This is a genomic window from Phytohabitans aurantiacus, from assembly GCF_027923225.1.
GTDB lineage: Bacteria > Actinomycetota > Actinomycetes > Mycobacteriales > Micromonosporaceae > Phytohabitans > Phytohabitans aurantiacus.
This window is the reverse complement of record NZ_BSDI01000024.1, coordinates 80,898-104,582: the sequence shown is the minus strand read 5'-3', so window position 1 is coordinate 104,582 and position 23,685 is coordinate 80,898. Positions and strand designations below refer to the sequence as shown.

At 72.0% G+C, this 23,685-nt stretch carries 22 protein-coding genes; 14 read left to right on the top strand and 8 right to left on the bottom strand.

What is annotated here, in order from left to right; translation table 11 throughout:
• Positions 1–13 precede the first annotated feature (13 nt).
• The 3 genes from QMG73_RS24175 to QMG73_RS24165 are packed head-to-tail and all read right to left on the bottom strand — an operon-like array spanning position 14 to position 4,812.
• Positions 14–2,650 carry an alpha-L-rhamnosidase gene (locus QMG73_RS24175; RefSeq protein WP_281899265.1) on the bottom strand — a complete coding sequence of 879 codons (2,637 nt, stop codon included), beginning with the start codon at positions 2,648–2,650 and terminating at the stop codon, positions 14–16.
• A gap of 32 nt (positions 2,651–2,682) precedes the next feature.
• A complete protein-coding gene (locus QMG73_RS24170) occupies positions 2,683–3,708 on the bottom strand; it encodes an LLM class F420-dependent oxidoreductase (protein ID WP_407676849.1) in 1,026 nt (341 codons plus the stop codon).
• Between the two features lie 15 nt (positions 3,709–3,723).
• A complete protein-coding gene (locus tag QMG73_RS24165) occupies positions 3,724–4,812 on the bottom strand; it encodes a Zn-dependent alcohol dehydrogenase (protein WP_281899262.1) in 1,089 nt (362 codons plus the stop codon).
• A 104-nt stretch (positions 4,813–4,916) separates the two neighbouring features.
• On the opposite strand from QMG73_RS24165, the gene QMG73_RS24160 reads away from it, so the two are divergent.
• From QMG73_RS24160 to QMG73_RS24145, 4 genes are read left to right on the top strand one after another with little or no spacing between them, the layout of a single operon-like run.
• Positions 4,917–5,510, top strand: a complete 594-nt coding sequence (locus QMG73_RS24160) for a TetR/AcrR family transcriptional regulator (RefSeq protein ID WP_407676846.1) — start codon at positions 4,917–4,919, stop codon at positions 5,508–5,510.
• A gap of 20 nt (positions 5,511–5,530) precedes the next feature.
• The gene (locus tag QMG73_RS24155; RefSeq protein WP_281899261.1) at positions 5,531–6,292 is read left to right on the top strand and encodes a glucose 1-dehydrogenase; all 762 of its coding nucleotides are present in this window, start codon (positions 5,531–5,533) and stop codon (positions 6,290–6,292) included.
• A gap of 26 nt (positions 6,293–6,318) precedes the next feature.
• On the top strand, positions 6,319–7,224 hold the full coding sequence (locus QMG73_RS24150; protein ID WP_281899260.1) for an SDR family NAD(P)-dependent oxidoreductase: 906 nt from the start codon (positions 6,319–6,321) through the stop codon (positions 7,222–7,224).
• Positions 7,224–7,676 carry a pyridoxamine 5'-phosphate oxidase family protein gene (locus tag QMG73_RS24145; RefSeq protein WP_281899259.1) on the top strand — a complete coding sequence of 151 codons (453 nt, stop codon included), beginning with the start codon at positions 7,224–7,226 and terminating at the stop codon, positions 7,674–7,676. Before QMG73_RS24150 ends, QMG73_RS24145 begins: the two co-directional genes overlap by 1 nt.
• Here QMG73_RS24145 and QMG73_RS24140 read toward each other — a convergent pair.
• Positions 7,665–8,435, bottom strand: a complete 771-nt coding sequence (locus QMG73_RS24140) for an SDR family oxidoreductase (protein ID WP_281899319.1) — start codon at positions 8,433–8,435, stop codon at positions 7,665–7,667. The two genes, QMG73_RS24145 and QMG73_RS24140, sit on opposite strands and share 12 nt — an antisense overlap.
• A 44-nt stretch (positions 8,436–8,479) precedes the next feature.
• Between QMG73_RS24140 and QMG73_RS24135 the strand changes: the two genes are divergently transcribed.
• Genes QMG73_RS24135 through QMG73_RS24120 form a run of 4 tightly spaced genes read left to right on the top strand, consistent with a single transcriptional unit; the run spans position 8,480 to position 11,888 of the window.
• Positions 8,480–9,229, top strand: a complete 750-nt coding sequence (locus QMG73_RS24135; protein ID WP_281899258.1) for an enoyl-CoA hydratase family protein — start codon at positions 8,480–8,482, stop codon at positions 9,227–9,229.
• Positions 9,229–10,086: a CoA transferase subunit A gene (locus QMG73_RS24130; protein ID WP_281899256.1), complete on the top strand. Its 858-nt coding sequence runs from the start codon at positions 9,229–9,231 to the stop codon at positions 10,084–10,086. Before QMG73_RS24135 ends, QMG73_RS24130 begins: the two co-directional genes overlap by 1 nt.
• 48 nt (positions 10,087–10,134) lie before the next feature.
• Positions 10,135–10,842 (top strand): CoA-transferase subunit beta, encoded by a 708-nt coding sequence (locus tag QMG73_RS24125; RefSeq protein WP_281899255.1) that lies wholly within the window; start codon positions 10,135–10,137, stop codon positions 10,840–10,842.
• 53 nt (positions 10,843–10,895) lie between these two features.
• Positions 10,896–11,888, top strand: a complete 993-nt coding sequence (locus QMG73_RS24120; RefSeq protein WP_407676848.1) for an NAD(P)H-dependent flavin oxidoreductase — start codon at positions 10,896–10,898, stop codon at positions 11,886–11,888.
• On the opposite strand, the gene QMG73_RS24115 is transcribed toward QMG73_RS24120, so the two are convergent.
• The gene (locus QMG73_RS24115) at positions 11,866–13,017 is read right to left on the bottom strand and encodes an acetyl-CoA C-acetyltransferase (protein WP_281899252.1); all 1,152 of its coding nucleotides are present in this window, start codon (positions 13,015–13,017) and stop codon (positions 11,866–11,868) included. The genes QMG73_RS24120 and QMG73_RS24115 overlap by 23 nt on opposite strands.
• 17 nt (positions 13,018–13,034) lie before the next feature.
• Here QMG73_RS24115 and QMG73_RS24110 point away from each other — a divergent pair, with 17 nt between their 5' ends.
• Both QMG73_RS24110 and QMG73_RS24105 read left to right on the top strand, forming a co-directional pair.
• Positions 13,035–14,216, top strand: coding sequence for an acyl-CoA dehydrogenase family protein (locus QMG73_RS24110; protein WP_281899250.1), 1,182 nt, complete (start codon positions 13,035–13,037; stop codon positions 14,214–14,216).
• Between the two features lie 25 nt (positions 14,217–14,241).
• Positions 14,242–15,282: an acyl-CoA dehydrogenase family protein gene (locus tag QMG73_RS24105; protein WP_281899248.1), complete on the top strand. Its 1,041-nt coding sequence runs from the start codon at positions 14,242–14,244 to the stop codon at positions 15,280–15,282.
• A gap of 12 nt (positions 15,283–15,294) precedes the next feature.
• On the opposite strand, the gene QMG73_RS24100 is transcribed toward QMG73_RS24105, so the two are convergent.
• Both QMG73_RS24100 and QMG73_RS24095 read right to left on the bottom strand, forming a co-directional pair.
• Positions 15,295–16,386, bottom strand: a complete 1,092-nt coding sequence (locus QMG73_RS24100) for an NAD(P)H-dependent flavin oxidoreductase (protein ID WP_281899246.1) — start codon at positions 16,384–16,386, stop codon at positions 15,295–15,297.
• Positions 16,387–16,414: 28 nt separating this feature from the next.
• The gene (locus QMG73_RS24095) at positions 16,415–18,004 is read right to left on the bottom strand and encodes an acyl-CoA synthetase (RefSeq protein WP_281899245.1); all 1,590 of its coding nucleotides are present in this window, start codon (positions 18,002–18,004) and stop codon (positions 16,415–16,417) included.
• Between the two features lie 65 nt (positions 18,005–18,069).
• Between QMG73_RS24095 and QMG73_RS24090 the strand changes: the two genes are divergently transcribed.
• Complete coding sequence (locus tag QMG73_RS24090; RefSeq protein WP_281899243.1) at positions 18,070–18,873, top strand: crotonase/enoyl-CoA hydratase family protein; 804 nt, start codon at positions 18,070–18,072, stop codon at positions 18,871–18,873.
• On the opposite strand, the gene QMG73_RS24085 is transcribed toward QMG73_RS24090, so the two are convergent.
• Positions 18,870–20,411, bottom strand: coding sequence for an acyl-CoA synthetase (locus tag QMG73_RS24085; protein WP_281899241.1), 1,542 nt, complete (start codon positions 20,409–20,411; stop codon positions 18,870–18,872). The two genes, QMG73_RS24090 and QMG73_RS24085, sit on opposite strands and share 4 nt — an antisense overlap.
• 112 nt (positions 20,412–20,523) lie before the next feature.
• On the opposite strand from QMG73_RS24085, the gene QMG73_RS24080 reads away from it, so the two are divergent.
• Genes QMG73_RS24080 through QMG73_RS24070 form a run of 3 tightly spaced genes read left to right on the top strand, consistent with a single transcriptional unit; the run spans position 20,524 to position 23,682 of the window.
• Positions 20,524–21,450: a Zn-ribbon domain-containing OB-fold protein gene (locus QMG73_RS24080; protein ID WP_281899317.1), complete on the top strand. Its 927-nt coding sequence runs from the start codon at positions 20,524–20,526 to the stop codon at positions 21,448–21,450.
• A 10-nt stretch (positions 21,451–21,460) separates the two neighbouring features.
• Entirely contained in the window at positions 21,461–22,516 is a 1,056-nt protein-coding gene (locus QMG73_RS24075) for a thiolase domain-containing protein (protein WP_281899239.1), read from the top strand.
• 26 nt (positions 22,517–22,542) lie between these two features.
• Positions 22,543–23,682: a thiolase domain-containing protein gene (locus QMG73_RS24070; protein WP_281899315.1), complete on the top strand. Its 1,140-nt coding sequence runs from the start codon at positions 22,543–22,545 to the stop codon at positions 23,680–23,682.
• The last annotated feature ends 3 nt before the right edge of the window (positions 23,683–23,685 follow it).

Here is a 23,685-nt window from a genome sequence, read left to right as displayed (position 1 = left end):
CAACGCCGTGTGGCTACTCGCCCTCCGCGCCGGGTTTTGGCCACACCGTGTGGGGTGGGCGCGGCGGCGGGTACCGGGCGGGTTCGTAGGCGATGCGGAACTCGTGGTCGCCGGAGCCCACCTCGACCGGGGCGCTGCCGTCGGGCAGTTCCACCACGGCGGTGGTGTTTGGTGGCACCGTTACGGATACCAGCAGCTCTCCGTCCAGTGTGGACCAACCCGCTGCCGCCGTGCCGTACGGCGTCTCATGGACAGCGCGGGCGTGGGTGAGGCCGCCGCCGGGGCGCGGGCGCACGGCGAGTCGCCGGTAGCCGGGGGCGGCCGGGGCCAGGCCGGCGACCGTGCGGTGCAGCCAGTCGGCGATCGCGCCGAGCGCGTAGTGGTTGAACGATGTCATCTCGCCCGGGTTGATGGAGCCGTCGGGCAGCATGCTGTCCCAGCGTTCCCACACGGTCGTCGCGCCCATCGTGACCGGGTACAGGAACGACGGGCAGGTGCGTTCCAGCAGCAGGCGGTACGCCACCTGGGTCTGCCCCGCGTCGACGAGGGCGTCGGCGATCAGCGGGGTGCCGACGAAGCCCGTGCCGATGTGGTAGTCGCGGGTGTGCACGAGTTCGGCCAGCCGGTCGCCGGCCCGCTCGCGCCGCGCGGGGTCGGGCAGCAGATCGAAGCGGAGCGCGAGGGCGTACGCGGTCTGCGAGTCGCTGGCGACCCGGCCGCTCGGCGTGACGTACTCGCGGGCGAACGCGGCGCGCACGTCGTCGGCGAGCCGGCCGTACCGCTTCGCGTCCTCCTCCTCGCCCAGCAGATCGGCCACAGTGGACACGATGCGCGCGGACCGGGCGAAGTAGGCGGTGGCGACGAGCGCGCCGTCGGTGCGGGTGTCGGCGGCCGCCTCGGGTGGGGCCGTCGGGTCGAGCCAGTCGCCGAACTGGAAGTGCCGGTCCCAGATCAGGTCCGGGCCGGCCAGTTCCGCCACCCGGTCGACCCAGGCGACCATGCTGTCGTACTGCCGGCGCAGCAGTTCCAGGTCGCCGTAGCGCTCGTACAGCACCCAGGGCGCGATGGTCACCACGTCGGACCAGGCGGCCGCCGGGAACGCCCAGCCGAGTACGTCCGGTACCACCAGCGGCGGGGTCTGGGTGGGCGAGGCGAGCTGCTCGGCGCGTACGTCGCGCAGCCAGGAGGTCAGCACGCCCGCGCAGTCGTACAGGAAGCTCGCCGTGGGCGCGAAGACCTGGAGGTCGCCGGTCCAGCCGAGCCGCTCGTCGCGCTGTGGACAGTCGGTCGGTACGTCGAGGAAGTTGCCGCGCATCGCCCACACCACGTTGTCGTGCAGGCGTTCCAGCAGCGGCTCGGAGCACGAGAACCAACCGGTGCGGCGCATGTCGCTGTGGCACACGACGGCGGTGAGGTCCGCGGGGGAAAGCTCGCCGGGCCAGCCCGAGACTTCGGCGTACCGGAAGCCGTGGAACGTGAACGACGGCTCCCACTCCTCGACATCGCCCGTGCCGCCGAGGATGTACCGGTCTTCGGCCTTCACCAGGCGCAGTGGCCGTACGCCCAACTCACCGTCTTCGAGCACCTCCGCGTGCCGCAGCACCACCTCGGTGCCAGCGGGACCGCGCGGCCGGATCCGCAGCCGCCCCACCAGGTTCTGTCCGAAGTCGACGATCGTCTTTCCGCTCGGCGTGCGCAGGATGGCGACCGGCTCGACGAGCTCGGTGCGGCGTACCGGCGGGCCGTCGGGGGCCACCAGGCGGGTGGCGTCGAGCGGCTGTGACAGTACAGCTGCCCACGCCGTGTCGTCGAAGCCCGGCTCGGCCCACCCGGCGTGCGCCCGGCGGGCGTCGTGCGTCTCGCCGTCGTACAGGCTCGCGAGCGTCGTGGCGCTGGGTGCGGAGCGCCACGAGCCGTCGGTGGCGACGACCGCCACGCTCCCGTCCTCGTACTCGACCTCCAGCTGGACCAGCAGGCCGGTGCGGTCGCCCCAGATGTCGCGCCGGCCGCCACCGAAGCCGAGCCGGCCGCGGTACCAGCCCTCGGCGACCAGTGCCCCGAGCGCGTTGCCGCCGGCCCGGAGCGCGCCGGTGACGTCGTAGGTCTGGTAGCGCAGGCGGTGGTGGTAGCTGGTCCAGCCGGGCGCGAGCACGTGGTCACCGACCCGGACGCCGTTGAGCCACAGCTCATAGACGCCGTGCGCGGTGGCGTACAGCCGCGCTCGCCTGACTGAGCGCTCAATCTGGAACTCGCGGCGGAACGCCGGCACCGGGCCCTCGGGCTCCTCGTCCCAGCCGGGCGCGACCACCTCGGCGGTCCAGTCGCCGGGCGCCAGGAGCCCCGCCTCGACGGCGTGCGGGTCGCTCCACGGGGTCGGCTCGGTGGCGGCGCCCCAGGCGCGCACCTGGACGGCCAGCCGCGCGCGTGAACCGAGCGGCGGGCCGGGCCACGGGACCAGGTGGGACTCGCCGCTGTCGATCCGGCCGCTGGTCCAGGCGACGGCGCCGGCGTCGTCCAGCGCGCGCACCTCGTATCCGGCCTGAAGCCAGCCGGGCTCGGCGGTGGTGACCCGCCAGGAGAGGCGGGGCGAGGGCTCGCCGATGCCGAGGGGCTCGTCGTGGTGCTCGAAGCGCACGGAGGTGACCTGCACAGAGGCCATTGTAACGTTTCAGCCCGGCAGGTTCACAAGAGCGACTTCAGCTCCGCGATCGACTTGACCCGTTCGGCCGGTGTGCGGGCGACCGGTGAGACGAGCAGCGTGGTCACCCCGGCTTCCCGGTAGGCGGCCAGCCGCTCCCGCACGTACCCGGCCGGCCCGACGAGCGAGGTCGCCCTGACCAGCGACTCAGGAACGGCGGCGACCGCCTCGGCTTTGCGGCCACTCAGGTACAGCTCCTGGATAAGCGCCGCCTCCCGCTCGTACCCGTATCGCCGCACCAGCGCGTTGGAGTAGTTCCGCTCGCGCGCGCCCATGCCGCCCACGTACAGGGCGAGCTGCGCGCGGTGGCCGCCGAGCACGGCGTCCGGGTCGTCCGTGATGCCGAACGGCGCGGCCGCGATGACGTCGAGCGGCCCGAGCGCGGGGTCGCGGCGCGCGGCACCCGACGCCAGCGCCTCGCCGAAGACGTCTGAGGCGCGCTCCGGGTTGAAGAAGAGCGTCAGCCAACCCTCGGCGATCTCGGCGGCGAGCGCCACGCTGCGCGGCCCGACCGCCGCCAGGAACACGGGTATCCGGGGCCGCACCGGGTGGTTGATGAGCTTCAGCGGCTTGCCGAGCCCGGTGCCCTGGCCGGGCGGCAGCGGCACCTGGTAATGCCGTCCCTTGTGGACGAGGACCTCGCGGGCCCACACCTTGCGGCAGATCTCGACGACCTCGCGCGTGCGGCCGAGCGGCGCGTCGTACGGCACGCCGTGGAACCCTTCGATCACCTGTGGCCCCGACGTGCCGAGCCCGAGCGCGAACCGTCCATTGGAGACATAGTCGAGCCCGGCGGCCGTCATCGCGGTGAGCGTCGGCGTGCGCGTGTAGAGCTGCATGATGCCGGACGCGAGCCGCACCCGCCGGGTGCGCGCCGCGACGAAGCCGAGCAGGCTCACCGCGTCGTAGCTGTACGCCTCCGGCACCACCGCGAGGTCGAGCCCCGCCGCCTCGCACTCGACGAGCTCCTGGACCGCCTCGGCGAACCCGCCGCTGTAGCCGAGCATCATTCCCAGCCGCACGACTCACGCCCCGTCGTGCAGGATGACCTGCCGGATCACGTCGCCGCGGCCGAGCGAGGCGAGCGCCTCGTCGATCTGGTCGAGGCGCAACCGGTGGCTGATCATCCCGGACAGGTCGAGCCGCCCGGCCCGCCACAGGTCGAGCAGCCGCCCGTAGTCGCGCCGCACGTCCGCCGACCCGTACAGCGAGGGCATGATGCGCTTGCCCTCGAAGAGCAGCTCGAACGGGCTGAACTCGACGTGGTGGTCGGCCCGCCCGGCGCCCACCACGACGACCGCGCCGCCGCGCCGGATCGAGACCCACGCGGAGCGCAGCGTCTGCGGTATCGCGACCACGTCGAACGCCCAGTCGAAGCCCTCGCCGCCGGTGACCTGTGTGGACAGATCGCTCAACTCGTTGGGGGTGACCGCGTGCGTGGCGCCGAACCGCTTGGCGACCTCGTGCTTCTCCGTCGCGGTGTCGACCGCGACGATGACTGAGGCGCCGCTCAGGCGGGCGCCCTGGATCGCCGCGATGCCGACGCCGCCGCAGCCGATGATGACGACCTTCTCGCCGGGGCGTACGCCGGCGGTGTTGACGACCGCGCCGACCCCGGTCATCACGCCGCACCCGACCAGGGCGGCCACCTCATACGGCACGTCGTCGGCGATCTTGACGGCGCCCTGCTGGGGCACCACGACCTCCTCGGCGAACACGCCGCAGCCGGCCATGCCGAACACCGGCGTCTCGCCGGCCAGGAACCGCGGCTGCACGTAGCCGAGCATGACGTGCGCCATGCACAGGTACGGTTCGCCACGCACGCACGACGAGCAGGAGCCGCACGCCGGCAGCCAGTTGACGATGACCCGGTCGCCGGGCGCCAGCTCGGTCACCCCGTCGCCCACCTCGACCACGTCGCCGGACGCCTCGTGGCCCAGCACCGCCGGCACCGGCTGCGGCAGCGCGCCGTCGCGGGCGGACAGGTCGGAGTGGCACACACCGGCCGCCCGTACCCGGACGCGGACCTCGCCCGCGGCGGGCGGGATCAGCATCACGTCGTCGCGTATCTCGAGCTTGTCGTCACCGACCGCGTTGAGGACCGCTGCCCGCACGACGCCACCCCCATCCATAGAACTGAAACTTGTTCTACTGTACGGTGGTTTTCACTCTAGGGCCGATACGGAGCGCCGAGCAAGCGTTTGGGTACCATGCCGCCGTGAGCACGACCAGAAAGACGCACCTGGTGCACCTGGCGGGCGAGTTGTTCGCCGAGAAGGGCTTCCGGGCCACCACGGTGCGCGAGATCGCGGACGCCGCGGGCATCCTGTCCGGCAGCCTGTATCACCACTTCGACTCCAAGGAGTCGATCGGCGACCAGATCCTGTCCGAGTTCCTGACGGACGTGCTCGCCGGCTACCGCGGCGTCGACACCGACGACCCGCGCGCCGCCATCGAACAGGTCGTGCGCGCCAGCACGGCGACGCTGAGCCGGCACCGCGCCGCGCTCACCATGCTCCAGCGGGACTGGAACTACTTCAGCGCGCAGCCACGCTTCGCATACCTGCGCGAGGCCATGCACGAGATAGAACAGGTCTGGATAACCCTGTTCGAGCGCGGCAAGCGCGACGGCCAGTTCCGGTCCGACCTCGACGCGAAGCTGACGTACCGGTTGCTGCGTGACGTGCTCTGGATGCCCACCTCCTGGCGGCAGGGCGAGGGCGGCTGGCAACCCGACGAGGTGGTCGACGGGTTCCTGCGCCTGCTCTTCGACGGCATCACGGCGAGAAACGGCAGCACCGCACGAAACTGAAACCTGTTACACTTTCCGGCGTGAAGAGGCTGGACGGCAAGGTCGCGCTCATCACCGGCGGCGCCCGCGGCATGGGCAAGTCGCACGCCCGGCACTTCGTCGCCGAGGGGGCCCGTGTGGTCATCGGCGACGTGCTCGACGAGCGCGGCGCGGCGGTCGCCGACAAGCTCGGGCCGGACGCGTGCCGGTACGTGCATCACGACGTCACCAGCGAAGACGGCTGGACCGCCGCGATCGCCACGGCGGTCGAGGCGTTCGGCAAGCTGGACGTGCTCGTGAACAACGCCGGCATCCTGCGGCACTCGACCATCGCCGACATGCCGCTCGCCGACTTCCGCGAGGTGCTCGACGTCAACCTGGTCGGCTGCTGGCTGGGCGTCAAGCACGCCATCGCGCCGATGACCGAGGCCGGCGGCGGGTCGATCGTCAACGTCTCGTCCATCGAGGGCTTCGTCGGGGCGGCCGGGCTGTCGGCGTACAGCGCGAGCAAGTTCGCGCTGCGCGGGCTCACCAAGACGGCCGCGCAAGAGCTTGGCCAGTACGGGATCCGCGTCAACTCGGTGCATCCGGGCGGCGTGCTCACCCCGATGTCCGTCGGCGCCGCGCAGGCGTTCAGCCACGTCGACCCCGAGGCGTTCCTCAAGGCGCAGCCGATCGCCCGGTTCGCCGAGTCGGTCGAGGTCTCCCGGCTGGTCGCGTTCCTCGCCTCCGACGAGGCCTCGTACGCCACGGGTGCCGAGTTCGTCGTCGACGGCGGGTTGCTCAGCGGTCCGAACTACTAGTCGCTGCTACGAGAGGGACGGCCACTATGGACGGTCGCGTCGCCGTGGTCACGGGGGCCGGAAACGGGCTCGGCCGCGCCGAGGCGCTGGCTCTCGCCTCAGCCGGTTTCCGCCTGGTTCTCAACGACCTGCCCGGTGCCGCGCTCGACGCGGTGGCCGGCGAGGTCAAGGCCGTCGGCGGCGAGGCGGTCACCTGCGCCGGCGACGTCGCCGAGTGGTCGACCGGTGAGGCCATCGTCGCGGCGGCGCTCGACTCGTACGGCAGCCTCGACGCGCTCGTCAACAACGCCGGCGTACTGCGCGACCGCACCGTCTTCAACATGACCGCCGACGAGTGGGACCTGGTCATCCGGGTGCACCTGCGCGGTCATTTCGTCACCACCCGGCACGCCACCGCGCACTGGCGGCGGCTGAGCAAGGAGCGCGGCGGCCCGGTGTACGGCCGGATCGTCAACACGTCGTCGGAGGCGTGGCTGCTCGGGTCGGCGGGGCAGCCCAACTACGCCGCCGCGAAAGGGGGCATCGTCGCGCTCACCATGGCCACCGCGCGCGGCTGTGCCCGGTACGGGGTGCGCGTCAACGCGATCTGCCCGCGGGCGCGCACCGCGATGACCGCCGAGCTGATGGGTGACGCGCCAGCCGGGGTGTCCGACCCGATGTCGCCGGACCGGGTCGCGCCCCTCGTGGTCTACCTGGCGAGCCCGGCCGGGGCGGGTTTCACCGGCGAGGTGTTCGTCGTGCACAGCGACGTCGTGGCCGTGATGGGGCCGCCGACGGTACGCGCCGCCTTCCACACAGTGGACGGTGCGGCGTGGACGGTCGACGGGCTGACCGGTGCCCTCGCCGACCTGGCCGCCAACGGCGAGCCGCCGCCCGGGTTCGTGTGCGAGGAGACGTTGCCGCTCGCCGCCTCCACCTTCGGCGAGGAGTGATGAAGGAGCGCGCTCGGGTCGCGATGACCGGCGCCGAGGTGCACGACCTGCTCACCGCCAAACGGAAGGTCCAGCTCGCCACCATCAACCGCGATGGCACACCGCACCTGGTCACGATGTTCTACGCGCTGCTCGACGAGCGGATCGCGTTCTGGACCTACCGCACCTCGCAGAAGGCGCTCAACCTGGCCCGCGATCCCCGGATCACGTGCCTCGTCGAAGACGGCGAAGAGTACTTCGAGCTGCGTGGCGTGCAGGTGGCCGGCACGGTCAAACGGTTCGACGAGCTGTCGGAGGTGCTGGCGGTCGGGCGGCTGATCGCGGGCGCGCTGCGCGGGGTGCCCGTCGAGGCGCTCGACTCCTATGTGGCCGAGGCCGCGCGCAAGCGGGTCGCCTACATCGTCGAGCCTGAGCGAGTGGTCAGCTGGGACCACCGCAAGCTACTCGCCTGACATCCCCACCTGGGCGCGCAGGTACGCCGGCCACTCACCGCCGCCGTGGACGGTCAGGGCGGCACCGGTGACATAGGACGCCAGGGGTGAGGCCAGGAAGAGACAGGCGTCCGCCACGTCGTCGGGCGTGCCGAGCCGGCCCAGCGGCACCGTGCCGGCCACCGCCTCGATATCGGCGTAGTGCTCGCCGGAGAGCTCGGTCGCGATCATGCCGACCACGATCGAGTTGATCCGCACCGCCGGGGCCCACTCGACCGCCAGGCTGGCCGCGAGATGGTGCAGTCCCGCCTTGGCGGCCCCGTACGCGGCCGTGCCGGGCGACGGGCGCACGCCGCTGACGCTGCCGACCATGACGATCGCGCCACCGCCAGGCTGCTCGCGCATCACCGCGTATGCCGCCTGCGAGACGTGCAGCGGCGCGATGAGGTTCAGCTCGATCACCTTGGCGTGGAACCGCGGTGACACGGTGGCCGCGTCGGCGTAGGGCGCACCGCCGGCGTTGTTGACGACGGCGTCGAGCCGGCCGAACGCGTCGACCGTGGCTCGCACCGCGGCGGACGCCTGGTACGGGTCGCGCACGTCGGCCGCGACGAACCGGGCGGTGCGACCGTCCACTTCGGGCAGAGCGGCGGGCGCCGTGCGGGCGCACACGAGAACGTCGGCGCCGGCGGCGAGGAAGCGGGCCGCGATCCCGGCCCCGATCCCCCGGGTGCCACCGGTGACCAGCACGGCACGACCAGCGAAGTCCAGGGGATTCAACACGCCCCTACCCTACCAAGCAAACGCTAGGTTAGTCTTGCCCGATGGGCATCCAGGTCCACGCCACAGGCGACGGGATCGCCGAAATCGTCATCGACTTCCCGCCGGTCAACGCCCTGCCCGCGAGCGGCTGGCACGCGCTCGCCGGCGCGCTGTCCGCGGCGGGAGCCGACCCTTCGGTACGCGCTGTCGTGCTCGCCGCCGAAGGGCGCGGGTTCTGCGCCGGCGTCGACATCAAGGAGATGCAGCGCACCCCCGGCCACACCGCCCTCATCGAGGCGAACCGGGGCTGCTTCGCCGCGTTCGCCGCCGTCTACGACTGCCCGGTGCCGGTGATCGCGGCGGTGCACGGGTTCTGCCTCGGCGGCGGGGTCGGCCTGGCCGGCAACGCCGACATCGTGGTGGCCGCCGACGACGCCACGTTCGGACTGCCCGAAGTGGACCGCGGCGCGCTCGGCGCGGCCACCCACCTGGCCCGGCTGGTGCCACAACACCTGATGCGCGCGATGGTGTACACGTGCCGCACGGTCGCTGCGGCGCAGCTGCACGCCTTCGGCTCGGTACTGGAGGTGGTGCCGCCCGACAAGCTGCGCGCGGCGGCACGGGCGCTGGCCGCCGAGATCGCCGGCAAGGACCCGCTCGTCATCCGGGCGGCCAAGCAGTCGCTGAACGGCATCGACCCGGTCGACGTCAAGCGCTCGTACCGGTACGAGCAGGGCTTCACGTTCGAGCTGAACCTCGACGGGGTGGCCGACCGGGCCCGCCAGCGTTTCGTCGACGAACGGGGTCAGTGATGAGCGACAAGGTGATGTCGCTCGCCGGCGTGGTGGGTGAGCTGCGCTCCGGCATGACGATCGGCATCGGCGGCTGGGGTTCGCGGCGCAAGCCCATGGCGCTCGTGCGGGCGATCCTGCGCAGCGACCTCACCGACCTGACCGTCGTCTCGTACGGCGGCCCAGACGTCGGCCTGCTCGCCGCGTACGGGCGCGTCCGGCGGCTCGTGACCGGATTCGTGTCGCTGGACAGTGTCCCGCTCGAACCGCACTTCCGCCGCGCCCGGCAGGAGGGCACGCTCGAACTGACCGAAGTGGACGAGGGCATGCTGTACTGGGGCCTGCTCGCCGCCGCCAACCGCCTGCCGTTCCTGCCGATCCGGGCCGGTCTCGGCTCCGACGTCCTACGCGTCAACCCGTCGCTGCGCACGATCCGATCGCCCTATGAGGACGGTGAGGAGCTGGTCGCCATGCCCGCCCTGCGGCTGGACGCGGCTCTCATCCACCTCAACCGGGCCGACCGGTACGGCAACGGCCAGTACCTCGGTCCCGACCCGTACTTCGACGACCTGTTCTGCCAGGCGGCCACCCGGCGGTACCTGACCTGCGAGCGGCTCGTCGACACCAAGGAGCTGCTTGCCGGCGGCCCGCCACAGAGCCTGCTGGTCAACCGGATGATGGTCGACGGAGTCGTGGAGACCCCGCGCGGCGCCCACTTCACCAGCTGCGTGCCCGACTACGACCGCGACGAGGCGTTCCAGCGTGCGTACGCGAAAGCAGCCGGCGACGAGGAAGCCTGGTCCCGCTTCCGCGCGGCCTATCTGGAGGGCGACGAGACCGAGTACCAGGAAGCCGTGATCAGGGCGTCCCTCACGTAGCCCTAACGACTTGAGGGACGCCCTGATCACGGGAGGAAAGGAGCGCGAGTGGACGCGAGTCGGGCCGAGGTGTGCGTGGTCGCGTGCGCGGAGGCGTGGCGCGGCGACGGGGAGATCCTGGCCAGCCCGATGGGAATCATCCCGCGGCTCGGCGCCGAGCTGGCCCGGCACACGTTCGCGCCTGACCTGCTGCTCAGCGACGGCGAGGCGTACCTGATGGCCGGCGACACCGTCGAAGGCTGGCTGCCGTACCGGGCCGTCTTCGGGGTGGTCGCCGCCGGCACCCGGCACGTCATGATGGGCGCCAGCCAGCTCGACCGCTTCGGCAACCAGAACATCTCGGCTGTCGGCGACTGGGCCCGGCCACGCTCGCAGCTGCTGGGTGTGCGCGGCGCACCGGGCAACACCGTCAACCATCCCACCAGCTACTGGGTGCCGCGCCACTCCCCCCGGGTCTTCGTGGAGCGGGTCGACATGGTGTGCGGCGTCGGATACGACCGGGCGGGCGGCCGCTTCCACGAGATCCGGCTCGTCGTCACCAACCTGGCGGTACTGGACTTCGACACACCCGACCGTGCCATGCGGCTGCGCTCCGTCCACCCGGGAGTGTCCGTATCGGACGTCGTGGCGGCCACCGGTTTCCCGCTCGCCGTGCCGGACGGCGTACCCGAGACACGCCTGCCGACCGCCGCGGAGCTGGCCCTCATCCGCGACCGCCTCGACCGGGACGCTCGCCGAGACCGGGAAGTCCCGTGAGAACCAGGCTCACCGAGTTGCTCGGCATCCGGTATCCCATCGTCCAGGCGGGGATGGGGTATGTCGCCGGCGCGAAGCTGGCGGCGGCGACCTCGCGGGCCGGCGGGCTCGGCGTCATCGCGTCCGCGACCATGAGCCTCGACCAGCTGCGCACCGCGATCCGCGAGGTACGCGAGCGCACGGACGCGCCCTTCGGGGTGAACCTGCGCGCCGACGCGCCCGACGCGGCGCGACGGATCGACCTGCTCGTGGCCGAGCGGGTCACGGTGGCGTCGTTCGCGCTCGCGCCCACCCGCGACCTGATCCAGCGCTGCGCCGGCGGCGGCGTGCTGACGATGCCATCCGTGGGCGCTCCCCGGCACGCCGAGAAGGTGGCCGGATGGGGCGCAGACCTCGTCGTCGTGCAGGGCGGCGAGGGCGGCGGCCACACCGGCGCGATCCCAACCAGCCTGCTGCTGCCGCGCGTGGTGGACACTGTGGACATACCCGTGGTCGCGGCGGGCGGATACTTCGACGGGCGCGGGTTGGTGGCCGCCCTGGCGTACGGCGCCGCCGGCATCGCGATGGGCACCCGTTTCCTGCTCACGAGCGACAGCCCGGTCGCCGCCGAGGTCAAGCGGCACTACCTCGACGCGCCGCTCACCGGCACCGTGGTCACCCAACGGGTCGACGGCGTGCCCCATCGCGTGCTGCGCACCCCGTTCGTCGACCGGCTCGAACGGTCCGGCCGGATCACGGGTCTGGCGCGGGCGGTGCGGCACGCGGCGGCGTTCCGCCAGATCTCCGGACTGTCCTGGCTGGACCTGCTGCGCGCCGGCCGGAACGCGCGGCGCGACCTGTCGTGGAGCCAGGTCGTGATGGCGGCGAACACGCCCATGCTGCTCAAGACGGCGATGGTCGACGGCCGGCCCGAGTACGGGGTGATGTCGGCCGGTCAGGTGGTCGGCATGATCGACGACCTGCCCTCGTGCGCGGAGCTGATCGACCGGATAGTCAAGGAGGCGGAGGGCTGCCTGAGCCGGCTCACAGCCGTTCGATCACCATGACGTTGGCCTGGCCGCCGCCCTCGCACATGGTCTGCAGGCCGTACCGCCCGCCCGTGCGCTCCAGCTCGTGCAACAGCGTGGTGAGCAGCCGGGTGCCGGTCGAGCCGAGCGGGTGGCCGAGCGCGATCGCGCCGCCGTTGACGTTGACGCGATCCAGCGAAGCGCCCAACTCCCGCTGCCACGCCAGCACCACGCTCGCGAACGCCTCGTTGATCTCGACCAGGTCGATGTCGTCGAGGCTCAACCCCGCCTTCCGCAAGGCGTGCTCGGTCGCCGGTATCGGGGCGGTCAGCATCATCACCGGGTCGTCGCCGCGCGCGCTGATGTGGTGTACGCGGGCGCGTGGCCGCAACCCGTGCTCGCGCACCGCCCGGTCGGACGCCACCAGCACCGCGCTGGCGCCGTCGGCGATCTGGCTGGACAGCGCGGCGGTGGTGATCCCGCCGGGCCGCAGCGGCGCCAGCGACGCCATCTTCTCCGCCGACGTGTCGCGGCGCGGGCCTTCGTCCACCGTGCACTGTCCATAGGGCACCGTCTCGGCGGCGAACCGGCCCTCGTCGAGCGCGCGCACCGCACGCCGGTGGCTGCCGAGCGCGTACGCCTCCAGCTCCTCGCGGTCGAGGCCCCACTTCGCGGCGATCATGTCGGCGCTGCGGAACTGCGACACCTCCTGATCGCCGTAGCGCGCCTCCCACCCGACCGAGCCGAGGTAGGGGCCGTCGGGCGTCATCGCGCTGGCGATCGGGACCTGGCTCATGTTCTGCACGCCGCCCGCCACCACCAGGTCGGCCGTGCCGCTCAGCACCGCCTGCGCGGCGAAGTGCACGGCCTGCTGCGCCGACCCGCACTGCCGGTCGACGGTGACGCCGGGCACGTGCTCGGGCAGCCCGGCGGCCAGCCAGCAGGTGCGTGCGATGTCGCCGGACTGCGGCCCGACCGTGTCGACGCAGCCGAACACCACGTCGTCGACGGCGGCAGGGTCGGCACCGACACGGTCGAGCAGCGCGGCGATGACGTGCCCGCCGAGGTCCGCCGGGTGCACGCCGGAGAGCCCGCCGCCGCGCCGGCCGGTCGGCGTGCGAACCGCGCCGACGATGTACGCCTCACCCCTGCCGCCAGAGTAGAACACGTTCTAACATTAGCAGGGTGCACATCGCTTACACACCGGATCAGGAGCGGCTCCGAGCCGAGTTGCGGGCCTACTTCGCCGGCCTGATGACACCGGAGCTGCGCGAGGCACTCGCCGGACCGGGCGGCGACTACGGCGACGGCACCGCCTACCGCGAGGTGGTGCGGCGGCTCGGCCGGGACGGCTGGCTCGCCCTCGGCTGGCCGGCCGAGTACGGCGGTGGCGGGCGGTCGCGACTCGAACAGCTCATCTTCATGGACGAGGCGGCCACCGCCGGCGTGCCCGTGCCGTTCCTGACGCTCGACAGCATCGGGCCGGCCATCATGCGGCACGGCACACCCGAGCAGCGCGCCCAGTATCTGCCCCGGATCGCCAGCGGTGAGATCCACTTCGCGATCGGGTACTCCGAGCCGGACGCCGGGACCGACCTGGCCGCACTGCGCACCCGCGCTTCTCTTGACGGCGACCACTACGTGGTCAACGGGCAGAAGATGTGGACCAGCCTCATCCAGTACGCCGACTACGTATGGCTCGCCTGCCGCACCGACCCGACCGAGCCACGCCACAAAGGACTGTCCATTCTCATCGTCTCGACCGCCGCCGAGGGCTTCTCCTGGACGCCGGTGCGCACCGTCGCCGGCCCCACCACGAGCGCCACCTACTACAGCGACGTACGCGTGCCCGCGTCCGCGCTCGTCGGCGTCGAGAACCAGGGCTGGGCGCTGATCACCAACCAGCTCAACCACGAGCGGGTCGCGCTCACCTCCGCCGCCCCGCTGCGCACCGCGCTGACCGAGGTCTGCGAGTGGGCACGCGCGACGCGACTCCCGGACGGCCGGCGGGTCGCCGACCAGGAATGGGTCCAGGTGCACCTGGCGCGGGTGCACGCCAAGACGGAGTTCCTGAAGCTGCTCAACTGGCGGGTCGCCTCGTCCACAGCAGACGGTCCCGGTCCGGCGACCGCCTCGGCCAGCAAGGTGTTCGGCACCGAGTTCGCCATCGAGGCGTACCGGCTGCTCATGGAGGTGCTCGGCGCCAACGCGTACGTGCGGGACGGCTCGCGCGGGGCGCTGCTGCGCGGACGGGTCGAACGCCTGCACCGGACGTCGCTGATCCTCACCTTCGGCGGCGGCACCAACGAGGTACAGCGCGACATCATCGCCGCCGCCGGGCTCGGGCTCCCGGCCGCGCGCCGTTAACAGAAGCGCCAAAAGGGGATACACAGTGGACTTCACACCGACCGACGCGCAGCGCGACCTCGCCAAGCTGACCCGCGAGATCCTCGCCGACGGCATCCCCGACCCGTGGCGCGACCTCGCGCAAGCCGGTGTGCTCGCCGCGGCGCTCCCCTTGGGCGCTGGCGGCGACGGATACGGGGTCCTCGAACGCGCCTCGATCCTCGTCGAGCTGGGCCGCGCCGCCGCGCCCCTGCCATACCTGCCCTCCATCGCCACCGCGGCGGCGGCCATCGCGCGCTTCGGCACCGGCGAGCAGGTGGAGCGGTGGGCCGGACCCGCCGGTCAGGGTTCGCCCATCCTGACGGCCGCGCTCGAGGCCGCAGACCCGTTCCGGGTCTCCCGCGAAAACGGGCGCTGGGTGGTGAGCGGCGCCGCGACGGCGGTGCCCGCGCCGTCGGCCGACCTTTTCCTGGTACCGGCCGGAGCCCGCGTCTTCCTCGTCGAACCCGGCGATGCCGGTGTCACCGTGGAGACCCAGGAGGTGCTGGGCGGGCCGGGCGCGGGATGGCTCACATTGGACGGTGCCGTCCTGCCCGACGACCGCGTCCTCGGCGAGCCCGACGCAGGCGAGTCTGACGGCCGCGTCGAGAGCTGGCTGCGGGCGCACGCCACCGTCGGCGCGTGCGCGGCGCAGCTCGGCGTGACCGAGCGGGCCCTGGAGATGACCGCGGAGTACGCGGGGACGCGTGTCCAGTTCGGACGGCCGATCGGCAGCTTCCAGGCCGTCGCGCAGCGGCTCGCCGACGCGTACATCGACGTGGAGGCGATCCGCCTGACGATGTGGCAGGCCGCGTGGCGACTCAGCGAAGACCTGCCGTGCGCCGCGGAGATCGCCACCGCGAAATTCTGGGCGGCCGATGGCGGCCACCGCGTGGCGCACGCCGCGGTGCACGTACACGGCGGCGTCGGCATCGACCTGGACTCGCCACTACACCGCTACTTCCTGGCGGCGAAGTACCACGAGTTCACGCTGGGCACCGCCACCGACCACCTCCGCACCCTCGGCACCACTCTCACCTCGCCCTGATCACCGCAGGGCTCACAGGGCGGAGAGGCGCTTCAGTGTTTCCGTGGCCTCGGCCACCAGTGCGGTCATGACATCCGCCACCGGGCGTACCTCGTTCATGCGGCCGACGATCTGACCGACCGGCATCGGGACGACGGTCGGATCGCCGGCGCGCATGAGGCGGTTGTGCGCCTCGCTCACCAAGAGGTTCTGCAGGGGCATCGGTAGCGGCGCGGGCGCCTCGGGCTCGCTCCACGCCTCGGTCCAGCGGTTGCGCAGCAGGCGTGCCGGCTTGCCGGAGTACACCCGGCTGCGCACCGTGTCGGCCGATGTCGCGTCGAGCAGCGCCTGCCGCAGCGCCGGCTGGGCCTGGTACTCCTCCGTGCCCAGCCAGGCCGACCCCATCCACACGCCCGTCGCGCCGAGCGCCAGCGCCGCCGCGATCTGGCGGCCGGAGCCGATGCCGCCGGCGGCGAGGACCGGTACGCCCTCACCGACGGCGTCGACCACCTCCGGTACCAGGACCATGCTGGCGATCTCACCGGTGTGGCCGCCGGCCTCATAGCCCTGCGCCACCACGATGTCGACGCCGCTCGCCACGTGGCTGCGGGCGTGCGTGGCGCGTCCGGCCAGCGCGGCGACGAGCAGGCCGCGCTCGTGTGCCGCGTCGATGACGTCGGGCGGCGGCGGGCCCAGGGCGTTGGCGATGAGGCGTACCGGGTGCGACAGCGCCACCTCGACGTGCGACCGGGCGATGGAGTGCAGCCAGCCGAGCACACCGTCGCCTGTGGACTCGCCGTCGGGCAGCGGCGGCACCCCCAGCTTCAGCAGTGTGCGCTGGACGAAGTCGCGGTGCCCGTCGGGGATCAGCTTGTCCAGGTCGACATGCTTGCCCTCGGCCGGCCCGTGCGTGGGCATGACGACGTCGACGCCGTACGGCCGGCCGCCGGTCTCGGTGTCCAGCCAGGACAGTACGGCGTCGAGCTCGTCGGCGTCGTTGAAGCGCACGCAGCCGAGTACACCGAACCCGCCGGCGCGGCTGATCGCGGCGACGACGCGCTCCGACGGGCTGAACCCGACGATCGGGTGCTCGATGCCGAGCAGGTCACACAGGGCGGTGTGCAAAGTAGACTCCTTGGTGCTCGGCGGCGGGTCAGTGTTCCGCGGCGTACTTGTGCGCCCACCGGTAGTCGGCCTTGCCGGCTGGGGTGCGGCCGATCTGGTCGACCACCCACACCGACCGCGGCACCTTGTAGCCGGCCACGAGCGTGCGCAGGTGGTCCTCCAGCGCGGCCAGGTCGACGTCGCGCCCTTCGCGCGGCTGCACGATCGCGGCGACCTTCTGGCCGAGCCGCTCGTCGGGTACGCCGATGACGAGCGCGTCGAACACGTCCGGGTACGCCTTGAGGGCGGCCTCGACCTCCTCGGGGAAGACCTTCTCCCCACCGGTGTTGACGCACGTGTTGCCGCGGCCGAGGAGCGTCAGCGTGCCGTCCTCCTCGATGCGGGCGAAGTCACCGGGCACCGAGTACCGCACGCCGTCGATCTCGGTCAGCAGCCGTGCCGTCTTGTCGGGATCCTTGTAGTACCCGAGCGGCACGTGACCGCCGCGCGCGAGCATGCCGACGACGCCCGGCCCGGCCTTCTTGCCGTACTCGTCGATGACGATGGTCATCGGCCCGGGGAACACCCGCGGACCGTCGGAGCCGCCGGCGTCGGCGTTGACGAACCCGATGCCCGCGAACCCGGTCTCCGACGACCCGATCGAGTCGGTGATGACGACGTGGGGCAGCGCCTCGATGTACTGCCGCTTCACCGAGGGCGAGAAGAGCGAGGCGCTGCTGGAGATGGCGACCAGCGACGAGGCGTCGTGCCCGCCCGCGAGGTACGTCTCGATGATCGGGCGGGCCATCGCGTCGCCGATGAGCACGACGACGTTCACCTTGTGCCGCTCGATCACCCGCCAGATCTCGGCGGCGTCGAACTGTGGCACCAGTACGACGGTGTCGCCCGCGAACAGCGCGGCGAGGGCGGCCCACTGGGCGTTGCCGTGGATGAGCGGCGCCAGGCACAGCCGGCTCATGCCGCCCATCTCCATGCCGCGTTTGGACTGTGCCCACTCGTCTTCCATGGGGATGCCGGAGACGAAGTCGATGCCGCCGCCGAGCACGCGCCAGACGTCTTCGTGGCGCCAGATCACGCCCTTCGGGTACCCGGTGGTGCCGCCGGTGTAGAGCATGTAGATGTCGTCGCCGGCGCGCTCGCCGAAGTCGCGCTCCGGCGAGCCGGCGGCGAGAGCGTCCTCAAGGGACACGCCACCATAGGCGGCGATGTCGGCGTCGCTCTCGTCGGGCAGCGCGATGGCCGTCGTGACGCCGGGGGTACTCGGCAGCACGGCCGCCACCTTGTCCGCGTACCGGCGGTCGTGCACCAGCGCGACCACGTCCGCGTCCGTGAACAGATACTGCAACTCGTTCTCGACGTACCTGTAGTTGACGTTGATGACGACCGCGCGCAGCTTGTACACCGCGAGCATGGTCTCCACCGCCTCGATCGAGTTGCGCGCGTAGACGCCCACGTGCGAACCCGGACCGACACCGCGATCACTGAGAAAATGCGCCAAGCGGTTGGCGTGCTCCTCCAGCTCGGCGTAGGACACCGCACGCTCACCGCAGGCCACCGCCACGCGCTCGGGAAACACGTCGACGGCATGCTCGAAGAGGTCGGCTATGTTGGCCACCATCACTAGAAAGTAGAACGTGTTATCGTCCTGAGCAAGGCCCCCCGGCGCACTCCAAGGAGACCCGCGTGGAATCCGAACCCTCCGAAGCTCATGCCCTCGTCGAGCGGCGCGGCCACGTCCTGATCGTGACGATGAACCGCCCGCACGCCCGCAACGCGCTGTCCGCCCAGATGATGGCCATCATGCGCGAGGCGTGGGACACGGTCGACAGCGATCCGGAGATCCGGGTGGCCGTGCTGACCGGTGCCGGCGGGGCGTTCTGCGCGGGCGCCGACCTGAAGGCGATGTCCGGTGAGCACCCGGGCGACGGGTTCAAGCGGGGCAACGGCACCGACCTCACGCGCATCGACTCGCTGCTCAAGGGCAGGCGGCTGTCGAAGCCTCTGATCGCCGCCGTCGAAGGGCCGGCCATCGCGGGCGGCACCGAGATCCTTCAGGCGACCGACGTGCGCGTCGCCGGCGAGGGCGCCCGGTTCGGGGTCTCGGAGGCGCGGTGGGGGCTCTTCCCGCTCGGCGGCTCGGCGGTGCGGCTGCCGCGCCAGATCCCGTACACGGTGGCCGCCGACATCCTGCTGACCGGCCGGCACCTGACCGCCGCCGAGGCGCGCGAGGTCGGCCTGATCGGGCATGTCGTACCGGACGGCGAGGCGCTGGCGAAGGCGCTCGAACTGGCCGAGCTGATCGCCTCGAACGGCCCGCTCGCCGTGCAGGCGATCCTGCGCACCATCCGGGAGACCGAGGGCATGCCGGAAAACGAGGCGTTCGCGGTGGAGACCCGGCTGGGCGTGCGGGTCTTCATGAGCCAGGACGCCAAGGAAGGGCCGCGCGCCTTCGCGGAGAAGCGTAAGCCGACCTTCAAGGGCGCCTAGATCGCCTTCTCCCGACCGGCCCAGTACGGGTCGCGCAGGTGTCGCTTGTAGAGCTTGCCGTTCGGATCGCGCGGCAGTTCGTCGACGTAGTCCACGCTGCGCGGCAGCTTGAACCGGGCCAGCCGCGCGCCGAGGAACTCCAGCAGCTCGGCGGTCAGCTCCAGCCCGGCCGCGACACCGGGCACCGGCTGCACGACAGCCTTGACCTCTTCGCCCCACTCGTCGTGCGGGATGCCGAACACCGCCACGTCGTCCACCTTGGGGTGGCAGGCCAGCTCGGACTCGATCTCGGCGGGGTAGATGTTCACGCCACCCGAGATGATCATGTCGCTGCGCCGGTCGCACAGGAACAGGTAACCGTCGGCGTCGAGGTACCCGATGTCGCCGACGGTGAACAGCTTGCCCTTGCGGGAGGCGCGGGTCTTCTCCGCGTCGCCGTGGTACTCGAACGTCGCGTCGCCCATCTGGAGGTACACCTGGCCGGGCTCCCCCACCGGCAGGTCGTCGCCGCTTTCGTCGAGGACGCGCACGGTGGACCCCGGCCACGCCTTGCCCACCGAGCCCGGCCGGGCCAGCCACTCCTCGGCGGTGATGAGCGCACCGCCGCCCTCGGAGGCCGCGTAGTACTCCACGACGACCGGCCCCCACCACTCCAGCATCCGCCGCTTGACCTCCTGCGGGCAGGGCGCGGCACCGTGGATCATCACCCGCAGGGAAGACATGTCGTACCCCTTGCGCACCGGCTCGGGCAGCGCAAGTAGCCGCCGGAACTGGGTCGGCACCATGTGGCTGTGCGTGACCCGGTGCCGCTCGATGAGGCGGAGCATCTCTTCCGGATCCCAGCGATCCATGACGACCACGGTGTGTCCAAGCTGGATGGAGATGCCGGCGAAGTTGAGCACGGCCGTGTGGTAGAGCGGCGATCCGCACAGGTGCACGTGGTCGTCGAACGGCCGCAGCCCGAACAGCCCGAAGAACCACTGCGACACCGGCATCACCTGGTCGGGGTCGGCGCCGGTCAGTGGCCGCCGTACCCCCTTGGGGCGACCGGAGGTACCCGAGGTGTAGACCATGGGCCCGCCGGCCGTGCGCTCGCTGGGGCGGCCCGTGCTGTCCGCACCGAGGTCCGCGAGCGGGCTGAAGCCGGCCACCTCGCCGATCGCGTACCGCGCGGGTATGCCGGCGATGTCCGCGGCCTCCACCGCCGCCGCCGCGAACCGCTCGTGCGCCACGAACGCCTTCGCCTCACTGTCGCGCAGGATGTACGCCAGCTCGGCGGCGACCAGGTGCCAGTTGAGCGGCACCACGTACAGTCCGGTCTGGAGGGTCGCGAAGTAGACGGCGAGCAGCTCGACGGAGTTGGGCAGGAGCATGGCCACGCTGTCGCCGGTGCGCAGGCCGGCCGCCTGGAACCCCCGGCCGATCCGGTCTGCCTCGGCGGCCAGCTCGGCGTAGGTGACGGCGCGCCCGTCCGGCCCGACGGCGGCGGTGCGCGATGGCGAGTGCTTGGCGATGTTCCACAGCCCGATGCCGGTCACGCCAGCACTGTATAACGCGTTCCAGTAGCTTGGAAGCCTCGCCCACAACAGTATTGCCCATAGATTTAGAACGTGTTTCACTAGCTCCGTGGAGAGCGTGCTGAGCGCGCCGATGGAGATCGGCTTCGACTACACCCGGTCGCTCGGGCCGGTGTTGAGCCGCTTCATGACCGCTCTCGCCGAGCGCCGCATACTGGGCTGTCGCGGGTCCGACGGCCGGGTGCACGCGCCGCCGCTGGAGTACGACCCGGTGACGTACGCGCCGTTGACCGAGCTGGTCGAGGTCGGCCCGGCCGGCACGGTGGTCACGTGGACCTGGCTCGACCGGCCGCTCGACGGGCAGCCGCTCGACCGGCCGTTCGGGTGGGCGCTGATCCGGCTCGACGGCGCCGACACGGCGATGCTGCACGCGGTCGACGCCGGCTCCAAGGACCGGATGCGCACCGGCATGCGGGTCCGGGTGCGCTGGGCGCCGGAGCCGGTCGGCCACATCCGCGACATCGCCTGCTTCGAGCCGCTCACCGACTCGCCTCCGACTCTCCCCGGGCCGACGGCGGAGCCCGTGACGATGGTGACGACGCCGATCCACCTCCGATACCGGCACACCACGTCGACCGAGGAGAGCCGGTACCTGCGCGGGCTGGCCGAGGGCAAGGTGATCGGCCAGCGCTGCCCGTCCTGCGGCAAGGTGTACGTGCCGCCGAGGGGTGCCTGCCCCACGTGCGGCGTGCCCACAGTGGACGACGTCGAGCTGCCCGACCGCGGCACGGTCACCACGTTCTGCGTCGTCAACGTGCCGTTCCCGGGCCAGCGCATCCCACCGCCCTACGTGGTGGCGTACGTGCTGCTCGACGGCGCCGACATCCCCTTCCAGCACCTCATCCTCGGCTGCCGCCCCGACGAGGTACGCATGGGGATGCGGGTGGCGGCGGTGTGGCGGCCGCGCGAGCAGTGGGGCACCACCCCGCAGAACATCGACCACTTCCAGCCGAGCGGCGAGCCTGACGCGCCGTTCAACTCGTACGCCCAACACCTCTAGGGGGCGCGCCGTGACCGAGGTGGCCGTCATCGGGTTCGCCCAGTCGCCGTGCCTGCCGTCCGCCGGCACCACGAGCGGCGTCGAGACGCTGGTGCCGGTGTTCCAGGAGGTGCTCGCCGCGACCGGGCTAGCCAAGCAGGACATCGACTTCTGGTGCTCCGGCTCCTCAGACTACCTGGCCGGCCGGGCGTTCTCCTTCGTCAACGCGGTCGACGCGATCGGCGCGTACCCGCCCGTGGCCGAGTCGCATGTGGAGATGGACGCGGCGTGGGCGCTGTACGAGGCGTACGTCAAGCTGCTCACCGGGGAGGCGCGCACCGCGCTCGTTTACGGCTTCGGCAAGTCGTCGGCCGGGCAGCTGCGCCGGGTACTGGCGCTGCAGCTCGACCCGTACCTGCACGCGCCACTGTGGCCCGACTCGGTCAGCATCGCCGCGCTCCAGGCCCGTGCCGGGCTCGACGCTGGCCGGTACACGGAGCGGGACATGGCGCGGGTGGCGGCCCGCAGCCGGACCGCGGCGCTTTCCAACCCGAAGGCGCAGGTGTCCGGATCGGACACCGCCGACGACCTGCTCGCCGCGCCGTACGTGGCCGATCCGTTGCGGGCGCACGACTGCGCACCGGTCGGCGACGGTGCCGCCGCGGTCGTGCTGGCCGCCGGCGACGAGGCCCGGCGGCTCCGCGCCCGCCCGGCCTGGATCACCGGCTTCGCGCACAATGTGGACTCCCCCGCGCTCGGCGTGCGCGACCTCACGACGGTGCCGTCGGCGACCGCGGCGGCAGCCGCGGCGGGCCTGCGCGGCGGCGACCTGGACGCCGTCGAGCTGCACGCGCCGTTCAGCCACCAGGAGCTGCTGCTGGCCGCCGCGCTGGGGCTCGGCGACCGGGCGAGCGTGAACCCGTCCGGCGGTGTCCTCTGTGGAAACCCCATGTTCTCCGCCGGGCTGTCCAGGATCGGCCTCGCGGCCAAGCTCGTGATGTCGGGGCGGGCGGACCGGGTGGCCGGGCACGCCACCAGCGGCCCGGCGCTGCAGCAGAACCTCGTGTGCGTGATGGAGGGTTCGTGAACAGCGCCATCACAACCAGGGCCGCCGTGCTGGGCACCGGGCAGACCGAGCATCGGACCCGGCGCACCGACGTGTCGATGGCCGGCCTGTGCCGGGAGGCCATCGACCGCGCGCTCGCCGACGCGGGCATCGAATGGTCCGACGTGGACGCTGTCGTCCTCGGCAAGGCGCCGGACCTGTTCGAGGGCGTGATGATGCCCGAGCTGTTCCTCGCCGACGCGCTCGGCGCCACCGGCCGGCCGCTGCTGCGCGTGCACACGGCCGGTTCGGTGGGCGGGTCGACCGCGATCGTGGCCAGCCAGCTGGTCCAGGCCGGTGTCCACCGCCGGGTACTGGCGGTCGCGTTCGAGAAGCAGTCCGAGTCCAACGCCATGTGGGCGCTGTCGATCCAGCCGCCGTTCACGATGCCGGTCGGCGCCGGCGCGGGTGGCTACTTCGCGCCCCACATCCGTTCCTACATCCGCCGCTCCGGCGCCCCGCCTCACGTCGGCGCGATGGTGGCGGTCAAGGACCGGCGCAACGGCGCGCTCAACCCGCACGCGCACCTGCGCCAGCCCGGCATCACGCTGGAGTCGGTCAACGCCTCACCGATGCTGTGGGACCCGATCCGGTACGACGAGACGTGCCCGTCGTCCGACGGCGCGTGCGCGATCGTCATCGGCGACGAGGCGGCCGCCGAGGCCAGCGATCGCCAGGTGGCCTGGATCCACGCGACCGCGATGCGCACCGAGCCGACCTACTTCGCCGGCAAGGACCACGTCAACCCGCGCGCCGGATACGAGGCCGCACGGGCGTTGTGGCGCGCGGCCGGCATCACCGACCCGCTGGAGCAGATCGACGCCGCCGAGATCTACGTACCGTTCTCGTGGTTCGAGCCGATGTGGTTGGAGAACCTCGGCTTCGCGGCGCCGGGCGAGGGCTGGAAGCTCACCGAGGCGGGTGAGACCGGCATCGGTGGGGCGCTGCCCGTGAACCCGTCCGGCGGCGTCATGTGCTCCAACCCGATCGGCGCCTCCGGGCTGCTGCGGTTCGCCGAGGCCGCGATGCAGGTGATGGGACGCGCCGGCGAACACCAGGTGGAGGGCGCCCGCACCGCACTCGGGCACGCGTACGGCGGGGGTTCCCAGTTCTTCGCCATGTGGGTGGTGGGCACCGCCCCGGTCTGAAAG

Coding starts and splice junctions, on each gene's coding strand:
- QMG73_RS24130 (WP_281899256.1), top strand. CDS start 9,229: ATGAGCGACAAGGTGATGTCGCTCGCCGGCGTGGTGGGTGAGCTGCGC.
- QMG73_RS24145 (WP_281899259.1), top strand. CDS start 7,224: ATGAAGGAGCGCGCTCGGGTCGCGATGACCGGCGCCGAGGTGCACGAC.
- QMG73_RS24150 (WP_281899260.1), top strand. CDS start 6,319: ATGGACGGTCGCGTCGCCGTGGTCACGGGGGCCGGAAACGGGCTCGGC.
- QMG73_RS24095 (WP_281899245.1), bottom strand. CDS start 18,004: ATGGTGGCCAACATAGCCGACCTCTTCGAGCATGCCGTCGACGTGTTT.
- QMG73_RS24170 (WP_407676849.1), bottom strand. CDS start 3,708: ATGATGCTCGGCTACAGCGGCGGGTTCGCCGAGGCGGTCCAGGAGCTC.
- QMG73_RS24120 (WP_407676848.1), top strand. CDS start 10,896: ATGGGGTATGTCGCCGGCGCGAAGCTGGCGGCGGCGACCTCGCGGGCC.
- QMG73_RS24135 (WP_281899258.1), top strand. CDS start 8,480: ATGGGCATCCAGGTCCACGCCACAGGCGACGGGATCGCCGAAATCGTC.
- QMG73_RS24080 (WP_281899317.1), top strand. CDS start 20,524: ATGGAGATCGGCTTCGACTACACCCGGTCGCTCGGGCCGGTGTTGAGC.